The organism is Endozoicomonas sp. OPT23, from assembly GCF_009653635.1.
In the GTDB taxonomy this organism is placed as follows: domain Bacteria; phylum Pseudomonadota; class Gammaproteobacteria; order Pseudomonadales; family Endozoicomonadaceae; genus Endozoicomonas_A.
Genome location: NZ_PPFD01000002.1, coordinates 80,669 through 100,430 on the forward strand (window position 1 = coordinate 80,669; position 19,762 = coordinate 100,430).

15 protein-coding genes are annotated in these 19,762 nt (G+C 47.0%); 7 read left to right on the forward strand and 8 right to left on the reverse strand.

The features are described from left to right. Window positions 1–398 precede the first annotated feature (398 nt). Window positions 399–1,424 carry a tRNA (adenosine(37)-N6)-threonylcarbamoyltransferase complex transferase subunit TsaD gene (gene tsaD, locus EOPP23_RS02245; RefSeq protein WP_153764363.1) on the forward strand — a complete coding sequence of 342 codons (1,026 nt, stop codon included), beginning with the start codon at window positions 399–401 and terminating at the stop codon, window positions 1,422–1,424. 61 nt (window positions 1,425–1,485) lie between these two features. Here the strand turns inward: tsaD and EOPP23_RS02250 are convergent, their stop codons facing one another. The 3 genes from EOPP23_RS02250 to EOPP23_RS02260 form a co-directional block, all read right to left on the reverse strand. Then, window positions 1,486–2,340, reverse strand: coding sequence for a hypothetical protein (locus EOPP23_RS02250; protein WP_153764364.1), 855 nt, complete (start codon window positions 2,338–2,340; stop codon window positions 1,486–1,488). Window positions 2,341–2,641: 301 nt separating this feature from the next. Continuing rightward, a complete protein-coding gene (locus EOPP23_RS02255; protein ID WP_153764365.1) occupies window positions 2,642–3,562 on the reverse strand; it encodes a hypothetical protein in 921 nt (306 codons plus the stop codon). Between the two features lie 303 nt (window positions 3,563–3,865). Next, the gene (locus EOPP23_RS02260; protein WP_194842462.1) at window positions 3,866–4,702 is read right to left on the reverse strand and encodes a hypothetical protein; all 837 of its coding nucleotides are present in this window, start codon (window positions 4,700–4,702) and stop codon (window positions 3,866–3,868) included. Window positions 4,703–4,920: 218 nt separating this feature from the next. Here EOPP23_RS02260 and folB point away from each other — a divergent pair, with 218 nt between their 5' ends. Next, a complete protein-coding gene (folB, locus tag EOPP23_RS02265) occupies window positions 4,921–5,301 on the forward strand; it encodes a dihydroneopterin aldolase (protein WP_153764367.1) in 381 nt (126 codons plus the stop codon). Next, on the forward strand, window positions 5,298–5,780 hold the full coding sequence (locus EOPP23_RS02270; protein ID WP_153764368.1) for a 2-amino-4-hydroxy-6-hydroxymethyldihydropteridine diphosphokinase: 483 nt from the start codon (window positions 5,298–5,300) through the stop codon (window positions 5,778–5,780). Before folB ends, EOPP23_RS02270 begins: the two co-directional genes overlap by 4 nt. A 5-nt stretch (window positions 5,781–5,785) precedes the next feature. Here the strand turns inward: EOPP23_RS02270 and EOPP23_RS21685 are convergent, their stop codons facing one another. Further along, window positions 5,786–6,916, reverse strand: coding sequence for a multifunctional CCA tRNA nucleotidyl transferase/2'3'-cyclic phosphodiesterase/2'nucleotidase/phosphatase (locus EOPP23_RS21685; protein ID WP_153764369.1), 1,131 nt, complete (start codon window positions 6,914–6,916; stop codon window positions 5,786–5,788). Window positions 6,917–7,315: 399 nt separating this feature from the next. Between EOPP23_RS21685 and putA the strand changes: the two genes are divergently transcribed. From putA to EOPP23_RS02290, 3 genes are all read left to right on the forward strand, one after another. Beyond that, window positions 7,316–10,492 (forward strand): bifunctional proline dehydrogenase/L-glutamate gamma-semialdehyde dehydrogenase PutA, encoded by a 3,177-nt coding sequence (putA, locus tag EOPP23_RS02280; protein WP_153764370.1) that lies wholly within the window; start codon window positions 7,316–7,318, stop codon window positions 10,490–10,492. Between the two features lie 84 nt (window positions 10,493–10,576). Next, complete coding sequence (putP, locus tag EOPP23_RS02285; protein ID WP_153764371.1) at window positions 10,577–12,067, forward strand: sodium/proline symporter PutP; 1,491 nt, start codon at window positions 10,577–10,579, stop codon at window positions 12,065–12,067. A 170-nt stretch (window positions 12,068–12,237) separates the two neighbouring features. Then, the gene (locus EOPP23_RS02290; RefSeq protein WP_153764372.1) at window positions 12,238–12,867 is read left to right on the forward strand and encodes a hypothetical protein; all 630 of its coding nucleotides are present in this window, start codon (window positions 12,238–12,240) and stop codon (window positions 12,865–12,867) included. Between the two features lie 16 nt (window positions 12,868–12,883). On the opposite strand, the gene EOPP23_RS02295 is transcribed toward EOPP23_RS02290, so the two are convergent. Beyond that, window positions 12,884–13,990: a hypothetical protein gene (locus EOPP23_RS02295; protein ID WP_153764373.1), complete on the reverse strand. Its 1,107-nt coding sequence runs from the start codon at window positions 13,988–13,990 to the stop codon at window positions 12,884–12,886. A 113-nt stretch (window positions 13,991–14,103) separates the two neighbouring features. Further along, entirely contained in the window at window positions 14,104–15,807 is a 1,704-nt protein-coding gene (pilB, locus tag EOPP23_RS02300; protein WP_153764374.1) for a type IV-A pilus assembly ATPase PilB, read from the reverse strand. 138 nt (window positions 15,808–15,945) lie between these two features. Between pilB and EOPP23_RS02305 the strand changes: the two genes are divergently transcribed. Further along, window positions 15,946–17,196 (forward strand): hypothetical protein, encoded by a 1,251-nt coding sequence (locus tag EOPP23_RS02305; protein WP_153764375.1) that lies wholly within the window; start codon window positions 15,946–15,948, stop codon window positions 17,194–17,196. A 4-nt stretch (window positions 17,197–17,200) separates the two neighbouring features. Here the strand turns inward: EOPP23_RS02305 and EOPP23_RS02310 are convergent, their stop codons facing one another. Next, entirely contained in the window at window positions 17,201–17,983 is a 783-nt protein-coding gene (locus tag EOPP23_RS02310) for an energy transducer TonB (RefSeq protein ID WP_153764376.1), read from the reverse strand. A gap of 96 nt (window positions 17,984–18,079) precedes the next feature. Beyond that, a complete protein-coding gene (locus EOPP23_RS02315; RefSeq protein WP_153764377.1) occupies window positions 18,080–19,657 on the reverse strand; it encodes a phosphatidylserine/phosphatidylglycerophosphate/cardiolipin synthase family protein in 1,578 nt (525 codons plus the stop codon). Between the last annotated feature and the right edge of the window lie 105 nt (window positions 19,658–19,762).

The following is a 19,762-nucleotide window of genomic DNA, read 5'->3' on the forward strand; positions in this document are numbered from 1 at the left end:
CCTGTTTTCCTTTAGAAATCAGGAAGAAGCTAAATTTCCGACCCGCAAAAAAGTCTGTACTAATGCAACAGACTAGCCGCGTATTTTCAGGGGTGCGAATTTTATAGACTATTTCCAGTAAATGCAAAATCGGCGTTTTGCAACCGTTTTGTCCTATGGTTATGGCAGCAGCCCGGTCAGTTGTAACAGGTAGCAGCAGACATTGGCTGAAGCCATAGGTTTTGCAGTATTATGCGTCCTTTTTAACGCTCTTGTTCGAGAGCACTGGAACTGGTCATCTTCAGCTATTTTTCCCTTATCCACAGGGATTTAAACCAGCGTGAATGATGGAAATCCATAAAGCCTGTGGGTACTTTTCACATGCTGAATCAGGTCCAAAGAATGAATCAGGTTAACGAATGAAAGTTCTCGGGATTGAAACCTCCTGTGATGAGTCCGGTATTGCTCTGTACGACAGCGAGAAAGGTTTGCTGGCGGATGCACTGTACAGCCAGATTGAAATGCATACTGAATACGGCGGAGTAGTTCCAGAACTAGCGTCCCGTGACCATATTCAGCGAGTCCTGCCACTGATCAATCAGGTGCTGGAACAAGCTGGCCTGCAACGCTCCGATATTGATGCCATTGCATACACCAAAGGCCCAGGTCTGATTGGTGCTTTGATGGTGGGTGCCAGTATTGGCCGCTCAATGGCCTGGGCGTTGGGTATTCCTGCGGTGGGTGTTCACCATATGGAAGGGCATCTGTTAGCGCCAATGCTGGAAGATAATTCGCCAGAGTTTCCGTTTCTGGCGCTGCTGGTGTCTGGCGGTCATACCCAGCTGGTTCGGGTAGATGGCATAGGTCAATACCAGTTGTTGGGTGAGTCCATTGATGATGCAGCGGGTGAAGCCTTTGATAAAGTCGCTTCCATGCTGGAGTTGGGCTATCCCGGTGGTCCAAAGATTTCCATGCTGGCGGAGAAGGGCACAGAGGGTCGTTTCAAGTTTCCTCGCCCAATGTGTGACCGCCCAGGTTTAGACTTTAGTTTCAGTGGTCTTAAAACCTTTACCCTGAATACAGTGGCTAAATGCCGTGAAGCTGGCCAGTTTGATGATCAGGATCGTGCAGATGTTGCTTTAGCTTTTGAAGAAGCGGTAGTCGGCACACTGGCCTTCAAATGCAGGAGAGCATTGCGTGAGACTGGTCTGAAGCAGCTGGTTATTGCCGGTGGTGTCAGCGCCAACAAAAGATTACGGGTGCAGCTGGAAGCTATGGCGAAAAAGGAAGGCGGCAGCTTGCGTTATGCCCGCCCTGAATTCTGTACTGATAACGGCGCCATGATTGCCTATGCAGGCTGTCAAAGATTGCTGGCTGGCGAAGCTGAGGAACTGACTGTCGCACCTCAGCCAAGGTGGAATATGGAAGAATTGGCCGCGGTATAGCTCGACATTGTTAAAAGCCTGAAGATAGTCCTTGGTGGGACTTGTCTTCAGGTGTGGACATTTATCTCTGAAAGAGCAGCTTGTGTGAAATGCTGGAGAAAACTGCAGAGTTCTCCAACGTATTCAGAGTTGCGTGTGTAAGGGGGGCAGGTGATTTCCATACTTCCCATTCAACGTTGTTACCGCGCACTAAAAGCCCTGAACGAATGGCGATGGATTGCATCAGGGTGAAAACTACAACGGCAATATCATATTGTTGGCTGTCAGAAGCATAGATGTCATCTAGCTTTTTAAGAGGCTCTCGTCCTGTGTAATTCAGATAAACCGCATCCAGCACTTCTCTATGTGCCTGACGAATAGTTTGCCTGCCGTCTTGAAAAAGGTCTGAATGCGTGCTCCAGAAACCTGTTACCTGCGAGTCAACAGGAGTATCAATTGTGTCTCGTATAAGATCAGAGAGTCCGGTTGCTCTGATTGCAAGCATTTCAGTTACTTTACTGACCAGATGATGTTGCCAGTTTTTATTGAAGCTGTAGTTTTTTATTATCCCGCCGTTTGAGCGAATAGTATGTCTGGTGTCAAACAGGTTAATGTATTCTCTACTGCTAGGGTTATGCTCAGGTCTCACCATGTGCACAGTCAGTGTATTTTGATTTTTATTAAGCTGAGATATCAGTTCTTCTGAATAGTTTGATTGACCGTCTGAATCAAAATCCAGAATCTGGTTAATCAGCTTTTTAGCACAAGAGGTATGGACTGAATTTATCTTGTCTTCGAAGACTAGAGGAAAATCAAAAATTTCCTCACTGTGGTCAGGGTTTAGCTGACTGCAATAGTTGGTGTCAGCAAGTGTTAATTCACTTATAAGAATTAGGCAAAATAATGGTAATCGCTTCCAGAGTTTCTGAAACAGCATATCTAGCTCCATAACGTGTTTTTAGTAGATGTTATATTTGGTTTTCCAGTTATTTCCGGAGACTCAGCCTAGTACACATATAATTAATGTGTATTTATGTCTTGAAGGTTTGACGAAGCGGAAACTTATTCCGAACTCACTGGCATGGAAGCATGCTTCTGGGTATGGTCGGTTTTATACGTCACTTAAAAAATTGATTGTGGAATAGGGGGGCGAGTTGTGTGGTTCCTGACAGGAAAAATTGAGCAGCGGGTGACTATAGCAGGGCCGTGATAACACGGCCCTTAGTTAGGTATAGGGACTATTCGTTACTCTCAAGTCTATCGACAATACCCTTCAGCGTTGGTAGCTCTTCCAGAGTTGGCTTGTGTTTACGCCAGTTCTGATTGAACTCGAACCTATCTTCAAGTAACAGTCCGGTTCGGTCCAGAAGTACCAGTGTTAGTGTGCCTATTAGTTCGGTTATATATATGAATTGATCGATTTCTTTTGTGAGGTCAATTCCGCTGCTGAATGTTTCCCCAGCCATAGCATTAGCGAAGAATATGAATGCTGCGCGTTTCCGTAAAGGTTCTTCTTCTACATTGAGCTTTAAACTTTTTAATTCCTCATGAAAGCTTGCCAGCTCGTCAGGTATCAGTACTTTATTTTGCAAGCCGCTGATGTTTGCAGGGTTCTGTTCTTGGGTGATGGATTCGGTGTCTTCCGTATCTCGCTGGTAACTAGAGAGAAAACGCACTTTAGCGTCCAACTCGTCGAATATGTAGGTTCCATGCAGCACTATGTCTTTGGCTAGCATATGGACGAGTGTCTGCTGCCAGTCAGACTTACTCAAATCAATTTGTGTGTTGCGATAGCGTTCGCCTGATTGAGAATACGCAAAAGAACCATCTTCTATGGTTTCAGATCCCTCAGCAGGAAGAGCGGCTGCTAGATAGAGAATATAACCTTCAGAGATAAGTTTTTTGATTCTCTTTGTAGGGTAATCCGGATTTCCATCGAGGTCGTAATCAAGAACCCGGTTGATCAGTCCCAGCGCACAAGATTTATTGCTCTCACTGACATAACCAGTGATTTTTAAGGGGAGACCGAAGATTTCGGTCCCATGGTTCTCGGGGAGCTGTGCACAGAGGTCTTTTTGTTGTGCTGCAGCATTGGCTAGGTTTGTATAGCAGGCTGAAAGAAATATCAGGCTTAACAGGTTTCTGATATAGATTTTCATTTGTACTTTCTCTTTGAGTGTATGGTTGCCGGTAGACTCCACTTGTTATTAATAGTTCATATTTACTTTTTTGTTATTAAAAAGCTCAACTTCAGATTGATGGAAAACCTGTTTTTATAGATGTTTTTATGCAGCTGTAATTTTCTGTTTTTTGATTCGTTGGTGTATTAGTTCCAGAACTGGGATGGCTATTCGTATGCCTGTTTTGGAAGGAAGGAAAGTAGAGGAAGAATAAATAATAGGGTCTTCGAGAAACATTCTTTCATTCCTACAATGTTTCTCGAGTGACTTTATGCAGATCAATTACTTCTGAAATAACAGTTTATGTGATATTTCGGAAAATGCAGGGAGGCCATCAAGGGTGGTGAGCGCTGTTTGATTGAATAGTATTCTCTCTTTCCCTTCTACTCCGTTGTCAGTGCTTTCCATTAATGAAGAACGAATGACAACTGATTGCATAAGGGTAAAGCCAGTAAGAGATAAGGCATCAGTTTCTGGGTCGTCGGTAAACAGTTCATCATCACTCAAATTTAGATCAAGGCTTCCCCTGATTTCCCGGTTTACGACTTCGAATATGCCAGCAGGCAAGTTTGAATCCTTAGGAAAGCGAGAGCGGATACCTGATGAATATGAGTCAATCGGAGGTGTGCCTTTAAAGGCCATGTAGAATTTAAGCAATTTTGTTGCTTTTACAGACACGAAATAAGCAACGCTATAAACCAGCTTTTCCTGCCATTCCGGGCTATCTTCAAGTTTTGTAGAAGTACTACCATCTTCTTTGATCGTATGTGACTGATGATGGAGAGAAATTGACCCCATAGGATTTACGGACGCCTCAGCCTCAGGTGCTTCGTCATGAAGATTTAATACAGTTTTATATGCATGGAGCTGGTCTATCAAACCTCTCGAGTAGTTCAGCTCCCCATCTGAATCAAAATCCAGAACCTGGTTAATCAGTTTTTTTGCGCAGGATTTATCCGAGTCGCTGAGTTTTGGGTCGAGATACAGCGGGAAGTCGAAAATCTCTTCACTGTGATCCGGCTCTAACGTGCTGCACAAATCCTCGTTGGATAGCGCCAGCTCGCTTATAAACAGTAAAACAAGTACGGGCAGGCTATTTTTGATTGTCTTAAGTAGCATGGCAGCATCCACAATTCATTAATGGCTGTTTATTTTTTTTGCAGTCAATTGAGGTTTAGTCCTGAGAGATGAATGAGGTTAGTCCATATTCTATAGTTGCGCTTTTGTCTGATGTTGGTGCAGGACTACTCCTTTCCGAATGATTTGAAATATACTTCACAGAATTCTTGGACCTCATAACCATGAGGGTCTGAATTGATTGTTCAAAGGAGTAACGAGTGGACATAGTTCGTATAGAAGATCTGCAGACAGAGGCAGTGATAGGTGTTTACGACTTTGAGCATAAAGCGCCTCAGCCATTGATTATCGACCTTGAACTGGAGACTGATTTTTCCAGAGCATTCAGGTCGGACGATCTGAATGATGCGCTTGATTACGATGCCATCACTCAAGCGGTCAGGGCTTTCTGTGAAAGTTCTCGTTATGCTTTGCTGGAAAAAATGGCCGGTGATTTGATTGCCATGATTCAGGAACGCTTTAATGTTGATAAGGTCGGCATTAAAATCCGTAAGCCTGCAGCACTGAAAGGTGCCATGGCATCCGTGTGGTGCGAGCGCACCAGAGCAGAGATATCACAGTTGGAGAAGAGTAACGGATGACGCTTTATTACCTGGGGCTGGGTTCGAATCAGGATGCTGAAATCAATATGCAGCGTATGCTGGTTTTATTGCAAAAGCGGTTTGATGAACTGCTGGTATCCAGCGTCGTCAGAACTGAGGCTGAAGGCTGCGCAGCTGCGGATTATCTGAACGCTGTTGTCTGCTTTAAATCCGACTTGTCCCGGGTACAGCTGAATCAATGGTGTAAGCAGCAGGAAGATGCTCTTGGCAGAAAGAGAGGTTCTTTAGTCTGTCACGCTGATATGGATATTCTTCAGGTGGTTAAGCGACCACTGGATGTCTCAGTTTCATCGATAAAGGAAGTCTTCTTTCAACCGTTGCTTAAGCAGTTGGTGAGTGTTCAAAGTGGGGCCGGCTTTATTCCACAGGTTGAAACCATCAGCATCAAACTGGCAACAGGTGAAGAGCTGGGAGTTAAACCCCAGCTGATAAAAGCCAACGCTGTTGAAGTCGCTTAAAGAGATTATTGCTGGTTCAGCGCTGAGTCAATACGTTCAATGCGGGCAATTCTAAGTTGCTCGCCCACTTCTCTGCCTTTATAGCCCTGCTCAACAAATTCTCTGGCGCTCATTCCCTTACATTCTTCAAGAATAGCTTTGACCTGCTCGACAGTTGATTTAACCAACGGTTGGTTAACGACCTGCCCGTGAATATCAGCTACTTCCAGTAGTTGTGAGAAACGCTCAGATCTTCTGAAGGCATCGGTCTGTTCATACAGGTTGATCAGAGATTCTCCGGAAAGATCATTCAACGTCGTATGCACTCGATTGATATGAGCAGTAACCAGAGCGGTCAGTTCAGAAAAATGTGTGGGTAATTTCTGACGTTTGGCAAAAGCCTTGATCGCCTTATTGTCGAAGGTATCGAACGTAAAACAGAGCGCAAGGCGAACTTCTGCTTCACTTTGTTTAGTCGATGCCAGCTGCAGAGCCTGTTTTATGTCATTACTGTGGGCTGCATTAATCAGCTCTGGTAATACGACAGATAATGCGTTGCACTGCGCAAGAACCTCAAAATAAACTGAAGGTGTTTGTTCGGAAAGCGCTCTGACGGTTTCCTGCCAGACACGTTCAGGCACCAGCCATGACGCTTCATCATCTGCCACCATCTTTTTCATCAGTTCATTGGTTTCCGGCGCAACGGCAAAACCAAAATGATGAAAGCGGGCTGCAAAGCGCGCTACACGAAGAATTCGTAACGGGTCTTCCTGAAAGGCAGGGGAGACATGGCGCAGTAGTTTGTTCTTAAGATCCTGTTGGCCATTAAATGGGTCAATGATCTTACCGCTTTCATCTTCCGCCATGGCATTAATCGTCAGGTCGCGACGAATCAGGTCTTCTTCCAGAGTGACATCTGCAGACGTATGAAAAGTGAAGCCTGCGTAACCATGGCCTGATTTTCTTTCAGTTCGAGCCAGTGCGTATTCTTCTCTGGTTTTTGGGTGCAGGAAAACGGGAAAGTCCTGGCCTACTGGCTGAAAGCCCTGCTTAATCATTTCTTTTGGAGTGCTGCCAACGACAACCCAGTCATTGTCCTTGACCTCAATGCCAAGGAGTCTGTCACGGACTGCACCGCCTACCAGAAAAGCTTTCATTCAATACCACACACAAAAAAGATGTTGTTAACGCCATGTTAGGGGTTGAAGCCGCTTTTGTGAATGCTGTGCCTGCTGTTTGCTCTGTTCCTTCAGGAACATCTTTTTGCTGTTGTAATCCTCTGGGCATTTTTGTGATTTTTCGGCATGATACTTATATGAAACGATGTTGATGAAATCAGACATATTCCCTGATTCAGAAAACAGTTTTCGCTCATGGATGTTTGAGCCATAAGCTCAATAAGTATGCAGACACGCGAACCTACAGGCCATTACCCGCCTCCGGCGGGTAATGGCTGAATGGATGATATGTGTGTCCACACACTTAAAAAAATTCCAAATAAGTTTATCGAACGTATTAATCAGCCTCTCTTGGGCTGAATGAGGGGAAGAGCACTCATGTTTGAGGCCAAGGCAGTATTTGGTCCTGATTTTATTCAGGCAGGCTCGGCAGAGCTGTGGCAACACATCTCACCACTTTACAGTGTTGATGAATCAGCATGGCTGGAACAGTTGCTGGAGCTGGCAAAGCCGGAACCACAACAGCTGGCGACGGTTACTCGTCGAACAACAAAGCTGGTGGAACAGGTTCGGGCTCGTGAAGATGCTATTCATATGATCGATTCCATGCTGCTGCAATACAGTCTGGACACCCGTGAAGGCATATTGTTGATGTGTCTGGCTGAAGCTCTGATGCGTATTCCTGATGCGGAAACCGCTGATGCTCTGATCAGAGACAAGATCAGCGTTGCGGAGTGGGAAAAACATATCAAGCAGAGTGACTCGCTGCTGGTTAATGCCTCTACCTGGGGATTGATGCTGACCGGTAAAGTGGTGACCCTTGATAAAAAAGAAGATGGTCGCCCCGGTAACGTCATCAGTCGTCTGGTTAAAAAGATGGGTGAGCCGGTGATTCGTCAGGCGGTGAACCAGGCCATGAAAATCATGGGCGAGCATTTTGTGCTGGGTCGCACCATTGAAGAAGCATTGAAAAATGGCAGCAAGCCCAGAGAAAAAGGTTATACCTACTCTTTTGATATGCTGGGTGAAGCTGCGTTGACTGCGGATGACGCTCAGAAATACCTTGAATCCTATCGTGCTGCTATTCAATCCGTAGGCAAAGAAAAATCTAATTCAAAGAGTCCAAGGCCAACCGTATCTATCAAGCTCTCTGCTCTGCATCCTCGTTATGAAGTTGCCAACGAACAGCGTGTGCTGACTGAACTGTTCGACAGTGTTCGTGGCTTGATTCGTGAAGCCAGAGCACTGAATGTTGGCATCACCATTGATGCGGAAGAGCAAGATCGTCTTGAACTATCCCTGAAACTGTTTGAAAAACTCTACCGCCATGTTGATTGCAAAGGTTGGGGTGATTTTGGTCTGGTGGTTCAGGCCTATGGCAAGCGTGCGTTGCCTGTTCTGGCGTGGCTGAGTGCTCTGTCAGCAGAGCAGGGTGATCGAATTCCGGTTCGACTGGTTAAAGGCGCTTACTGGGACAGTGAGATCAAACTCTGCCAGCAGAATGGTCTGTCAGGTTATCCGGTTTATACCCGTAAAGAAGCGACTGATGTTGCTTATCTGGTGTGCGCCCGTTATCTGCTGAGTGAACAAACGGCAGGGCGTATCTATCCACAGTTTGCTTCCCACAATGCCCATACCGTTGCCAGTATTCTGAATCTGGCAGAGCAATCTAATGACAGTGAATTTGAATTCCAGCGTCTGCATGGCATGGGCGATGCGCTCTATAACACAGTGCTGGATCAGGAGCAGTCCAATGTTCGCATCTATGCGCCGGTAGGCAGTCATAAAGATTTGCTGCCGTATCTGGTTCGTCGTCTGCTGGAAAATGGTGCTAACTCTTCCTTCGTTCATCGTTTAGTAGATGCCAAAACACCGGTAGAAGATCTGGTTCATCATCCGGCTTCATTGCTGGCTGCCAACACTTCTCTGGCGAACGATCGAATTCCACTGCCTGTGGATATCTTTGGTGAATCCCGCAAGAACTCAATGGGCGTGAATATCGATATTGAGCATGAGTGGCAAAGCTTTTCGGAGTCTGTTGGCCAGTTTATGGGCAACAGCTGGCAGAAAGGGCCGATCATCTCAGGTCAGCAGTTGGAATCAGGTAAAGCCGTTGAGATTGCCTGCCCGTACAAGTTGAATGAAATTACTGGTCAGTTGCATTATGCCAGTTCAGAAGCCATCGACCGAGCCATTGAACTGGCTGATCAGGCTTTTGATGACTGGAACAATACACCTGTTGATGTTCGCGCAAGCTATCTGGAAACCCTTGCTGACAGGATGGAAGAAAATCTTCATGAATTGGTGGCTCTTTGTCACAAGGAAGCCGGTAAAACGATTCATGACAGCATTGATGAAATTCGTGAAGCGGTGGACTTCTGTCGTTACTACGCGATTCAGGCCAGAGAGAAATTTGCGCAGCCGCAACTGATGCCAGGACCTACGGGTGAATCTAACGAACTTTATCTCACGGGTCGTGGTGTCTTTGTTTGCATCAGTCCGTGGAACTTCCCTCTGGCTATCTTCCTGGGGCAGGTAACAGCGGCTCTGGCTGCTGGTAATACGGTTATTGCTAAACCTGCTGAACAAACCAGTCTGATTGCTGCCCGGGCAGTAGAGCTAATGTTGGAAAGTGGTGTGCCAGCCAATGCTATTCAACTGGTAACCGGTGCTGGTCGTGAAGTGGGTCAACAACTGACGTCTGATCATCGAATTGCCGGTGTGGCCTTTACAGGTTCGACCCAGACTGCGAAAGTAATCAACCAGACTCTGGCAGCGAGATCGGGTGCGATTCTGCCACTGATTGCTGAAACCGGTGGTCAAAATGCCATGATCGTTGATTCCACTGCTCTGCCGGAACAGGTAATCAATGATGTCGTGCAGTCAGCTTTTGCCAGTGCCGGCCAGCGTTGTTCTGCACTGCGGGTGTTGTATGTTCAGGATGATATTGCTGACCGTGTTATTGATCTGCTGAAAGGTGCCATGGCAGAACTGAAGGTGGGTAACCCCGCTCTTCATGAAACTGACCTTGGTCCGGTCATCAGTGATGTGGCCCTTGAAGGTTTGGCGACACACGTCAAACGCATGAAAGCGGAAGCAAAACTGATAGCAGAAGTAGAACTGGGTGCTGAATGCAGTCAGGGGTACTTTATTGCGCCTGTGGCTTTTGAAATTGATAGTATCAGCCAGCTGGAAAAAGAACAGTTTGGCCCCATTCTGCATCTGGTGCGTTATAAAGCGTCAGAGTTGAATAAGGTAGTTGCTGATATTAATGCTACCGGTTACGGCCTGACGGTTGGTATTCACAGCCGTAATGAAGCGACTGCAGCTTATCTGGATCAGAACCTGAGAGTCGGTAATGTCTATATCAATCGTAACCAGATAGGCGCGGTTGTTGGCGTTCAGCCATTTGGCGGGCAGGGGCTCTCCGGAACCGGCCCTAAAGCTGGTGGACCTCATTACCTGATTCGCTTCGCGACAGAACGAACCCGTTCCATTAACACTACTGCTGTTGGTGGTAATGCGACATTGCTGTCATTGGGCAGTGGTCACTAATTCGTTTTTAAAAATTCGGGGCGGCATTTTGTTGCCCCTCTATACCTGACGTAAAACAGACAATTCATAATAAGGACAATCCATATGGTGGAAAACACCTTCGCGACAATAGCAACATTTGTCGTTTATCTGGGAGTAATGCTGCTGATTGGCTATATGGCCTGGAAGCGTACCGCAAACTCCGCTGACTACTTCCTTGGTGGTCGTTCTCTGGGTCCATGGCCTGCAGCACTAAGTGCCGGTGCCTCGGATATGAGTGGCTGGTTGCTGCTGGGTCTGCCCGGTTATGCCTTTGCTTCAGGTTTTGAAGCTTTCTGGCTGGCTGGTGGCCTGCTGGTGGGCACCTGGTTGAACTGGCTGCTGATGGCTCGTCGTCTGCGTGTCTACAGTCACGCTGCCGGTGATTCCCTGACTCTGCCAGAGTTCTTTACCAATCGTTTCCGTGACGGCTCCAAGATGCTACAGGTGGTTTCAGCCTTCTTTATCCTGCTGTTCTTCCTGTTCTACACCAGCTCTGGTCTGGTAGCGGGCGGTAAACTGTTCGAAACCGTGTTTGGTCTTGATTACACCGTGGCTGTGGTGGTCGGAACTGTCTGCATTATCTCCTACACCCTGTTTGGTGGTTTCCTGGCGGTGTCCTGGACTGACCTGGTACAGGGACTGTTGATGGCTGCGGCACTGGTGATAGTACCGGTTATTGCGATTCAGACAGGCACCTCCGATCTGTCCATTACTGATCAGTTGGCAGCGCAGAACCCTCAGTTGCTGGACCCGTGGACAGATTCCAAGGGTGAAACTCTGAGCTGGATAGCCATTGTTTCGCTGGTGGCCTGGGGACTGGGTTACTTTGGTCAGCCACATATTCTGGCTCGTTTTGCCGGTATTCGTTCTGAAAAAGATGTACCGACTGCTCGTCGTATTGCGGTGATCTGGACCGGACTGTCCATGATGGGCGCTATCATGGTTGGCCTGATTGGTTACCTTTACCTGCAAGGTCTGAACACTTCTCTGGGCGACGGCGAAACCATCTTTATGGTGTTGGTGAACGCTCTGTTCCATCCGGTTATGGCAGGCATTCTGCTGGCAGCTATTCTGGCGGCCATCATGAGTACTGCTGACTCCCAGCTGCTGGTGTCGTCTTCTGCCCTGGCTGAAGATTTCTACAAAGCGGTTCTGCGCAAAGACGCGACTCCTGAAGAAGTTCTGATGGTGGGTCGTGGTGCTGTTATCGTAATCGCTTTGGTGGCACTGGCTCTGGCTATGAGCCCAGACAGTTCCGTTCTTGGTCTGGTTTCCTATGCCTGGGCTGGCTTTGGTGCTGCCTTTGGTCCTGCGCTGCTGATGAGCCTGTACTGGAAGCGTATGAACCGCAACGGTGCGCTGGCCGGTATTATCATCGGTGGTGTGACTGTAGTGGCATGGAAACAGTTCAGCGGTGGTATCTTCGACCTGTACGAAATCGTACCGGGTATGCTGTTTGCCTTTATCGCTATTGTTGCAGTAAGCCTGGCGACATCTGAACCTGACGCTGAAATTGTTGAAGAGTTTGATGGCGTAGAAAGCGCTCTGGCCTGATAGGGCTACCTTTCTGTAGAGGCCTGTAACCGGCCTCTACAGGCCTTCCTTCTTTTCTTACTGTGTTATTGCGATTCTGTTAGTTATTCTGACAATCTTGTCAGTCCTTCCTTTGTTCCCGAGAAATAATATATCCCCTGCAACATAAATAACTTTGCCGGGGGGGAATTATGAATTCTATAGATTTTGCTGGACAATCTCCCTGGGGAGTTCCGATGGTAAGGGCTGAAGAGCCGGGCAGCTATCATGGAAGAAAAGTACTGGTTACTCGTAATGAAAATAATAAGTACCAGGAATGCAAGGTTGTTGACCAGGCATTAGTAAAAAAAGCATTGAAAGACTATGGCTCTATAAAGAGAAGAAAAATGGTCTGGATATACATAAATGAGTTATTTAAAAGCTGCAGTTTTAATAAAGCCAAAAAGGCTGTGATACGTCACAGGCGGAATAAAATGGACGGTTTTCTTAAAGAAATGAAAGAAACCTATGAAGACAAGCGAAGCTTTGCCTACGGACATTTCAGAGATTATATGGAAAGGCTGGAAATTAATCCGGCAAAGATGCAGGGAAGCAGATATGAAGAATACTATGTGCCAGAAATGGTCAGTGTGCTAAATAATGTTGAAGAGAAGGATTTATATCCTCTTCGGGCTGATGGCAGTTTCTCTCCCGGTGAAGATCAACGTAAAGTTGATTATACGGCAGCAGTAAGAGATAGCAGAAGATTTCTGACTCACAAGATGGAAACTGATGCCCTTCAGGCAGCTGTTACTCTTCTGAATGAGGGGCTGGTGAATTGAAAGGTACCGGTTTCAATTAAGAACTGCCTGGAATTACGCTTTCCAGAAACATTCTTATAGGGTTGTTTTCAGGCAGAGAGTCCAGTTCTGACAAGTTGCCAGAGCTCATTGCTGACATATCAATTTTTACGAACTCTGATAGGTCAGCCACTTCCTCTTCTCCCATCATCTCTTTTTGCATAGCTGCCAGTTTTGATGGCACTTTTAATGCGTTGCATGACAGAAGCTCTGTCACTTTTGTACTGAGCGGTGGTTTGATCGTGATCTCAATATCACTGGCTGATACGGGACCCTTGAATTCTGGAGCCTGGCTGGCACTGCACTTGTCCACATGAATGGTTAAAGAGCCATCAGAGTTGGTGTTCATACTGCCAATCACCAGCTGCATATCTTTTACTGATTGATTGTTGCCCAACTTTAAAGTCCCTATGTCTATGGCTGCGGCTTTATCTGCGTTCTTCGGATTCTGGTGGAATTTATAGGCGTTTCTCATACCGCTGAGGAGTTTGGCGCTGGCGGATGTAGCACTGCCCAAATCGATGTCTGCAGGATTCAGCTCTGTAAGTTGACGGGTGGTTGATTCCAGATTGTCCTTTTGTTGTTTTGAGTTTTGCAGTTGTTGTTCCAAAGAATATTTCTCGGACTGAAGTTGTTGCAGGTCTGCTTTAAGACCGGCCACCTGATCTGGAGCAGGAGCTGGGCTTTTGAAAGGACCATGGCTCGGTGGGTGAAGCTGTCGTCTGGTTGAGAGAATTTTGTTTTCCAGCTTTTTGTTTCGCCCCTCAAGCTTGCTGATTTCTTTATCCAGTGACTTCGTCTCTGATTTCAGATCTTTGTGAGGCTCACTCTGGGCAAAAGCTGCAACCTTGTTAACAAAAGGTTTAGCGATTTTTGCGGCCATCGAAATCAAACCGCCAGTACTGACTTTAACAACCTCAACCTTCCTCTGTTTTAATGACTTATCCGGACTCTGTTTGGCTTTCAGTCGCTCAGATAGTGTCGGCTGATCGTTAGGGGCTTTGGTCACTTTCCTGTGCTTAAAATCAGCATGGCGCTCTACAGCAGGCGCAGTTTGCCAATATTGGCCGGAGCTGCCGGAAACTCCTGAAAGATCATTGCTCATAAGAGTGAATAAAGTCTGGTCATTTATTCACTATAGAAGTTTGGGGAAGGTGTGATGAGTACAGAAGCAGAAGGAATGGGGCACCTGAGAGTCGGTTACCCCGAGGGTAATGTTTAGTCTGCGGTAACCCGGTTAGCTTCTTCCAGACTGGTGACACCTTGCAGCACTTTCATGATGGCGGACTTACGAAGGTTGTTGAAACCTTCCTTGTCAGCAATTGCTGCAATTTCCAGCGAGTTACCTTCAGCCATGATGATTTGCTGCAATGGTGGAGTGATCTTCACCACCTCGTAGATACCGACACGGCCTTTGTAACCCTTGTTGCACTGGTCGCAGCCTTTCGGGCCAAAGATAATGGCATCCTGAGTCTGCTCCTCAGTAAAGCCCTGTTCCAGCAGTGCCTCTTTGGGAATCTCCATTTCAGTTTTGCAGTTACTGCACAGGCGACGTGCCAGACGCTGAGCGATGATCAGGCTGACAGAGGTAGCGATGTTAAAGGACGGTACCCCCATGTTCTGCAAACGGGTCAGGGTTTCCGGCGCACTGTTGGTGTGCAGGGTCGACATTACCATGTGACCGGTCTGCGCCGCCTTGATCGCAATGTTCGCGGTTTCCAGATCTCGAATCTCACCCACCATGATGATGTCGGGATCCTGACGCAGGAAGGCTCGCAGCGCCTGAGAGAAATCCATGCCCTGTTTGGGGTTTACGTTAACCTGATTAATACCTTCCAGGTTGATTTCTACCGGGTCCTCCGCAGTGGAGATGTTCCGTTCTTCGGTATTCAGGATGTTCAGACCGGTATAGAGAGATACCGTCTTACCGGAACCGGTAGGTCCTGTTACCAGAATCATGCCCTGAGGCTGATGGAGAGCGTCCATATAAAAATCTTTCTGGGCTTCTTCATAACCCAGAGCATCGATACCCATCTTGGCACTGGAAGGATCAAGGATACGCAATACGATCTTCTCACCCCAGAGTGTTGGCAGGGTGTTCACACGGAAGTCGATGGACTTGTTCTTGGACAGCTTCATCTTGATACGGCCATCCTGAGGCTTACGGCGCTCGGAGATGTCCATGGCAGACATGATTTTCAAACGGGAAGCAATCTTTGGAGCTAGCCCTGAAGGTGGTTTGGAGATTTCCTGAAGAATACCGTCAGTACGGAAACGCACCCGATAGGTTTTTTCATAAGGTTCAAAGTGAAGGTCGGATGCACCGCTTTTGATGGCGGTCAGCAACATCTTGTTCACGAACTTAACGACCGGGGCATCATCGTCCGGGTTACCGCCGTCCTCATCAGCCGGATCATCAACAGCACCAACTTCCAGATCTTCAAGATTGCCGAATTCATCGTCATCAAAGTCAGCAAGGGCATCACCACTGTCGAGGAAGGTTTCAATCAGCTTCTCGAGTTTGTCTTCCTCAACCAGTACCGAATCCACCATCAAACCGGTATTGAAGCGAATCTCTTCAATGGCTTTATGATCGCTGGGGTCTACAACACCCACAAACAGTCTGGCGCCACGCTTCACCAGTGGCAAAACCTTGTGTTTGCTAATCAGCTTTTCAGGAATGACCTCCTTGGGCAGGTTTTCCTTGTCAAAGGCATTCAAATCCAGCAACGGCAATCCAAATTCTTCCGCTGTGGCTTTGGCAATATTCTGGGCTGAAACCAGTTTTTCCTGCACAAGGTAGCGGGAAAGGGGCTTTCTGGCTTTCAGTGCCTGGGATTCGGCTGAGCGAAGAGTCTCTTCATCAATCAGCTGGTCTACTACCAGGCGAGCGGCGAGTCCTGTCAGGGGTTTATCTGCCATGCCTTACTGTTTCCATCGAATAATTTTCTTAATTGATAAGTACTATATCAGCACAGTTAGGGCAGGGTTAAGGGGAAAGGTACATAAGTACCGAGATCAAAACCTATACTTGATCAAAAGAGTCATGGAAGAAAAATTGTGTCAGGGATAGACAGAGCCTCTGCAGGTCAGGTACAGAACCCACAGGTTATTGATCAAAACAAGAAGATTGGCCTTTTCAAAAAGCTCATTGGCAAGTTCTCTGGTCGGAAGGTTCAGCAGCAGAACCAGCAAAATAAGCTCAATGACGGTAGACAGCTTTCTAAAACGGCTCCTCAGGCAAAACCTGTGTCTGCGTTCAAGGTGGAAGTCGCACCGGCGCGTACTCAAATAAACCAGCCGCCACAAAATTCTCTTGATGAGGTTGTGAAAACGGCTAGTGTCAGTAACCCCAGGCAGAAAGTACCTCAGGAAGGGCTTACCAGAGTTCTTGAACAGGCAGGTATCGACCGTCCTCTGACTATGGATGCTTTTAAAGACACGGATGGTATTGAACTACCTGAACTGCCCGTTGAACAAACGTCATTACCTTCAGAGGCTGATAGCTTGCCATTATCTGAAGATATTCTTACAGAGATCGAAAATAAGGAAACTCTGCAGTCCCAACAAGTTGAAAGTAACGACAGTTCTGTTGATCAGCCAGAGGGCGAGCTTGTAGTGACCTCAGAAGTTGAACTGGATGAAAATAATAACCTGATCAATAAGAATGTGGCTAAAGAGACTCAGAAATTGCCAGAGAGGCCAGGGCAAAAAGCCGCTGTGCATGAGCCACCAGAGCTGAAAGAAAAAACAAGTACGGTATACAGAGAGGTTCGTAGCGACTCTGAAATCGAGCCAGAAGTCATGAATCCTGATGGTGAGGGTCTGCTCTATCATGAAGAGTTTCTGGATCTGCTGGCTGGTGGTGATATACAGGAGTGCTGTGACTACCTTGAGCAGAGCTATAACGATATGAAGTCGTTGAAGCTGGCCTGGAATGCATTATCTGATATGGACCTGTCTGAGCTTAATGTCGATATGGGTATGGCAAAGGGTATGTTTGACCTGACAGCCTTAAATTTATTGGCAAGAGATCTGGATAATACTCTGACTGATAGAGTTTTGGGTAGCAGCAGTAGCCCAGAGCAGTTTAAAGCTAAGCTGGATGTTCTACTTTCTAATCCACAAAAGCTCGATAGCGCAATAAATCGCGATTTTCACAGTCGAAGTCAGGCGGGTTCTCGGGCTGAAAGCTGGTTTCAGGGAGCAAATCTGAATACTTTGCGAACTAAACTAGCGCCGTTGGTGCAACAGAAACTGAGTGAAGTTCGGGAAGAGTACGAAGATTATTACGAAGCCCTGAAGGGTTGACAGGTTACAGCAGTCGATAACGGATATTCAGCTGAATGCTGATATTGCTGTTACCGGGAGGAGTTAGAGGCATGGATTGCTTTAAGGCCTGTAGAGAACTTTTATGGAACAGCCGATTACCCGATAAAACTTCCGCTTTAATAAGGCTGCCATCAGAGCCAATCACTGCTTTAAGTTGTACGTCACCCTCCTGTTTTCTGCGTTTGGCCTGATAAGGGTAGCGTTTGTATTGATTGATCAAGCTGTAGAGTTTCGATTTCCACTCCTCCATAGCTGAATCCTTTTGGGACAGGGAATCAACCGTTGCAGCATATACCAGTTGCTGCTGTTGAATTGGATTCTCCTGAATACTCTTCTGGCGGTCTTCATCCGATTTATGCTCCGAAGCTTCGGCCACTTGCTCGATTGGCTTTGTGCTTTTTTCCTCAGGTTTTTCCTGAAATTGTTTCTTCGATTTTGGAGAAGGTTTTGATGTAGCACTTTTAGCGGGTTGAACCTTTGCCATCTGACGGATAACAGGCTTGCTTTCAGAGTTGCTTTCGTTGGGCTTCTGTAACTTAACGGGCTCTTCAGTTTTTTGTGCAAGAGGTGTTTTTTGTTCTTCTGGCTCGGGTAAAACAGGTATTTTTTCTGCAGACTTTATTGATTCAGCTTGCCTGATACTGATCTGCACGGAGTGTGTTGCAGGTGAAGGGGCCGAAGCTGATCGTGAAGGCGCTGTATTCAGAGCTAACAGAACTGCCAGATGAAGCAGCAGGGAAATCCCACAGGCAGTACTGATATTCATGCTTTTGGTACAACTTCCCTAACTGGAAATGAAACAGACCTTTCTTCTATCAGGCCGTGATTTTATCAGGTCACTATTCTATCAAAGTACTTTCTATCAAGCCGAAACACTTCGATCAAACGCCGGAGTGAATATACGATTTTTTATATAGAGTGTATTGTCTTTTCCCGAGATGGCTATGGAAGTTTCATCAGCATAGTAGATACTCTGGTTGTCCATGTTGGTAGAGCCAGTAATCGCCATCTGGTCATCAAAGCTGGCAAACTTGGCGTGGCTGGCACCATCCCCCATTTTATTCTCTTCTACCGCTTCTGTTTCACCGGGTGGTACATACCAGCGGATATCTATACTGGGATTGTTACTGGATAACTTCCTGATGGTCTCTACAGCCTGAGCATTGGTTCCCCCGGCACCGGTTGAGCTCTCTCTTTGTTCGTTAAAACGTTTTGATAGCAGCAGTTTTACCTGTACTCCGCGGTTGGCAGCATCGACCAGCTCCTTGATGATCTCAGGATTGTTGAGGTTGGGAGACTGAATACATACTTCCGAGTGAGCATTGCGTATAGCTGCAGTGAAGCCCTGCCCCTGCGGATCTTTCAGGGAACGATCGGCAATGTTGGCGTTGGATCTACGAGAGAGCACTGTTATGGGGGTTTCACTTAGCCCTGTCATTTTTGGCGGCCGCCTTAGCGCTCTCATTTTTTTATTCGGTCTGTCTTTGGTATCCAGACCATTTTCCCAGTTGTGAGCAAAACTGGTTCTCAGGGCTTCTCCTACTTCACCGCGGAACCTTAAGCCGGTATCAAAAGCGGGTCTGCCCTTTCCCTGATCACTGGCATGATTACGGCGCTGAACATTGGCTCCGGTGATGGCTGCCCGGTAGCCATCTGCGACTATCGTTTTGCTGTGCAGAGCATCAGTGACTTTGTTCACATGGACGCCACCTTTGATATCCAGAAGTCTTCTGTCAATCTTGCCTAAATTGGGCAGCAAGTAATCAGCCGTTGGTGGGCGGTTACCCTTTTTTCTTTTCATGAATTTGGCTGCAGGGCCGCGAGCCTGATTGACCAGAATGCGTATTTTAAGTGGCAGTTTGAATCGTTCAGGGTGCCGTCTGGCTTCTTCCTGAAGTGCTTTTATGGCCGGTACAATCTGTTTTTGTACTCCGGGGGAGTCAGGTTCCCAGGAGAAGGTTTGAATCAAGATTTCGTCCCTGGCGCTTTTTATAACCTCTGCAAAATCACCAAAAATTTCATCACCTCCGATAGCTACATGTTCAATGGCATTATGATGAGTGGTGATCAGGTGCTCAGGTACGCTGCCTTTGCTGGCATGACTTTTAGCGGCGTCAGAGACAACAGTCTGAAGATATCTGGCTTCATGATTTACAGGGCCGGGCTGAACAGGCTTTCTTACCGTGGGAAGCGGTCTGTTGCGAATAGCGTGGGCTCGACGTCGGCGAAGTGGTGTTTCGACAGGCTCAGGCCGTTCACTGTAAGAGACAGGAGCCTGGCTGACATTCAGGTTACGTTTTAAAGGAGAAAATCGAACGAGTTCCCGCAAACGACCGGCAATACGAAACAGGCCGCGGCTTTTGGCTTCATCGAGCACATCACCTCTCAAGTGAGGGTCTATGACGGAGAAGCGACCTTCAGCCTGTATTAAACCGGACATAAATAAATACCACTGGTCTGTTAGGGATACAGTAGTTGTCGTCTGGCAGGCGAGGTTTTCAATTGCAGAGAAGGATTAAATGCGGAATGTAGAAGTGAAAAAAGG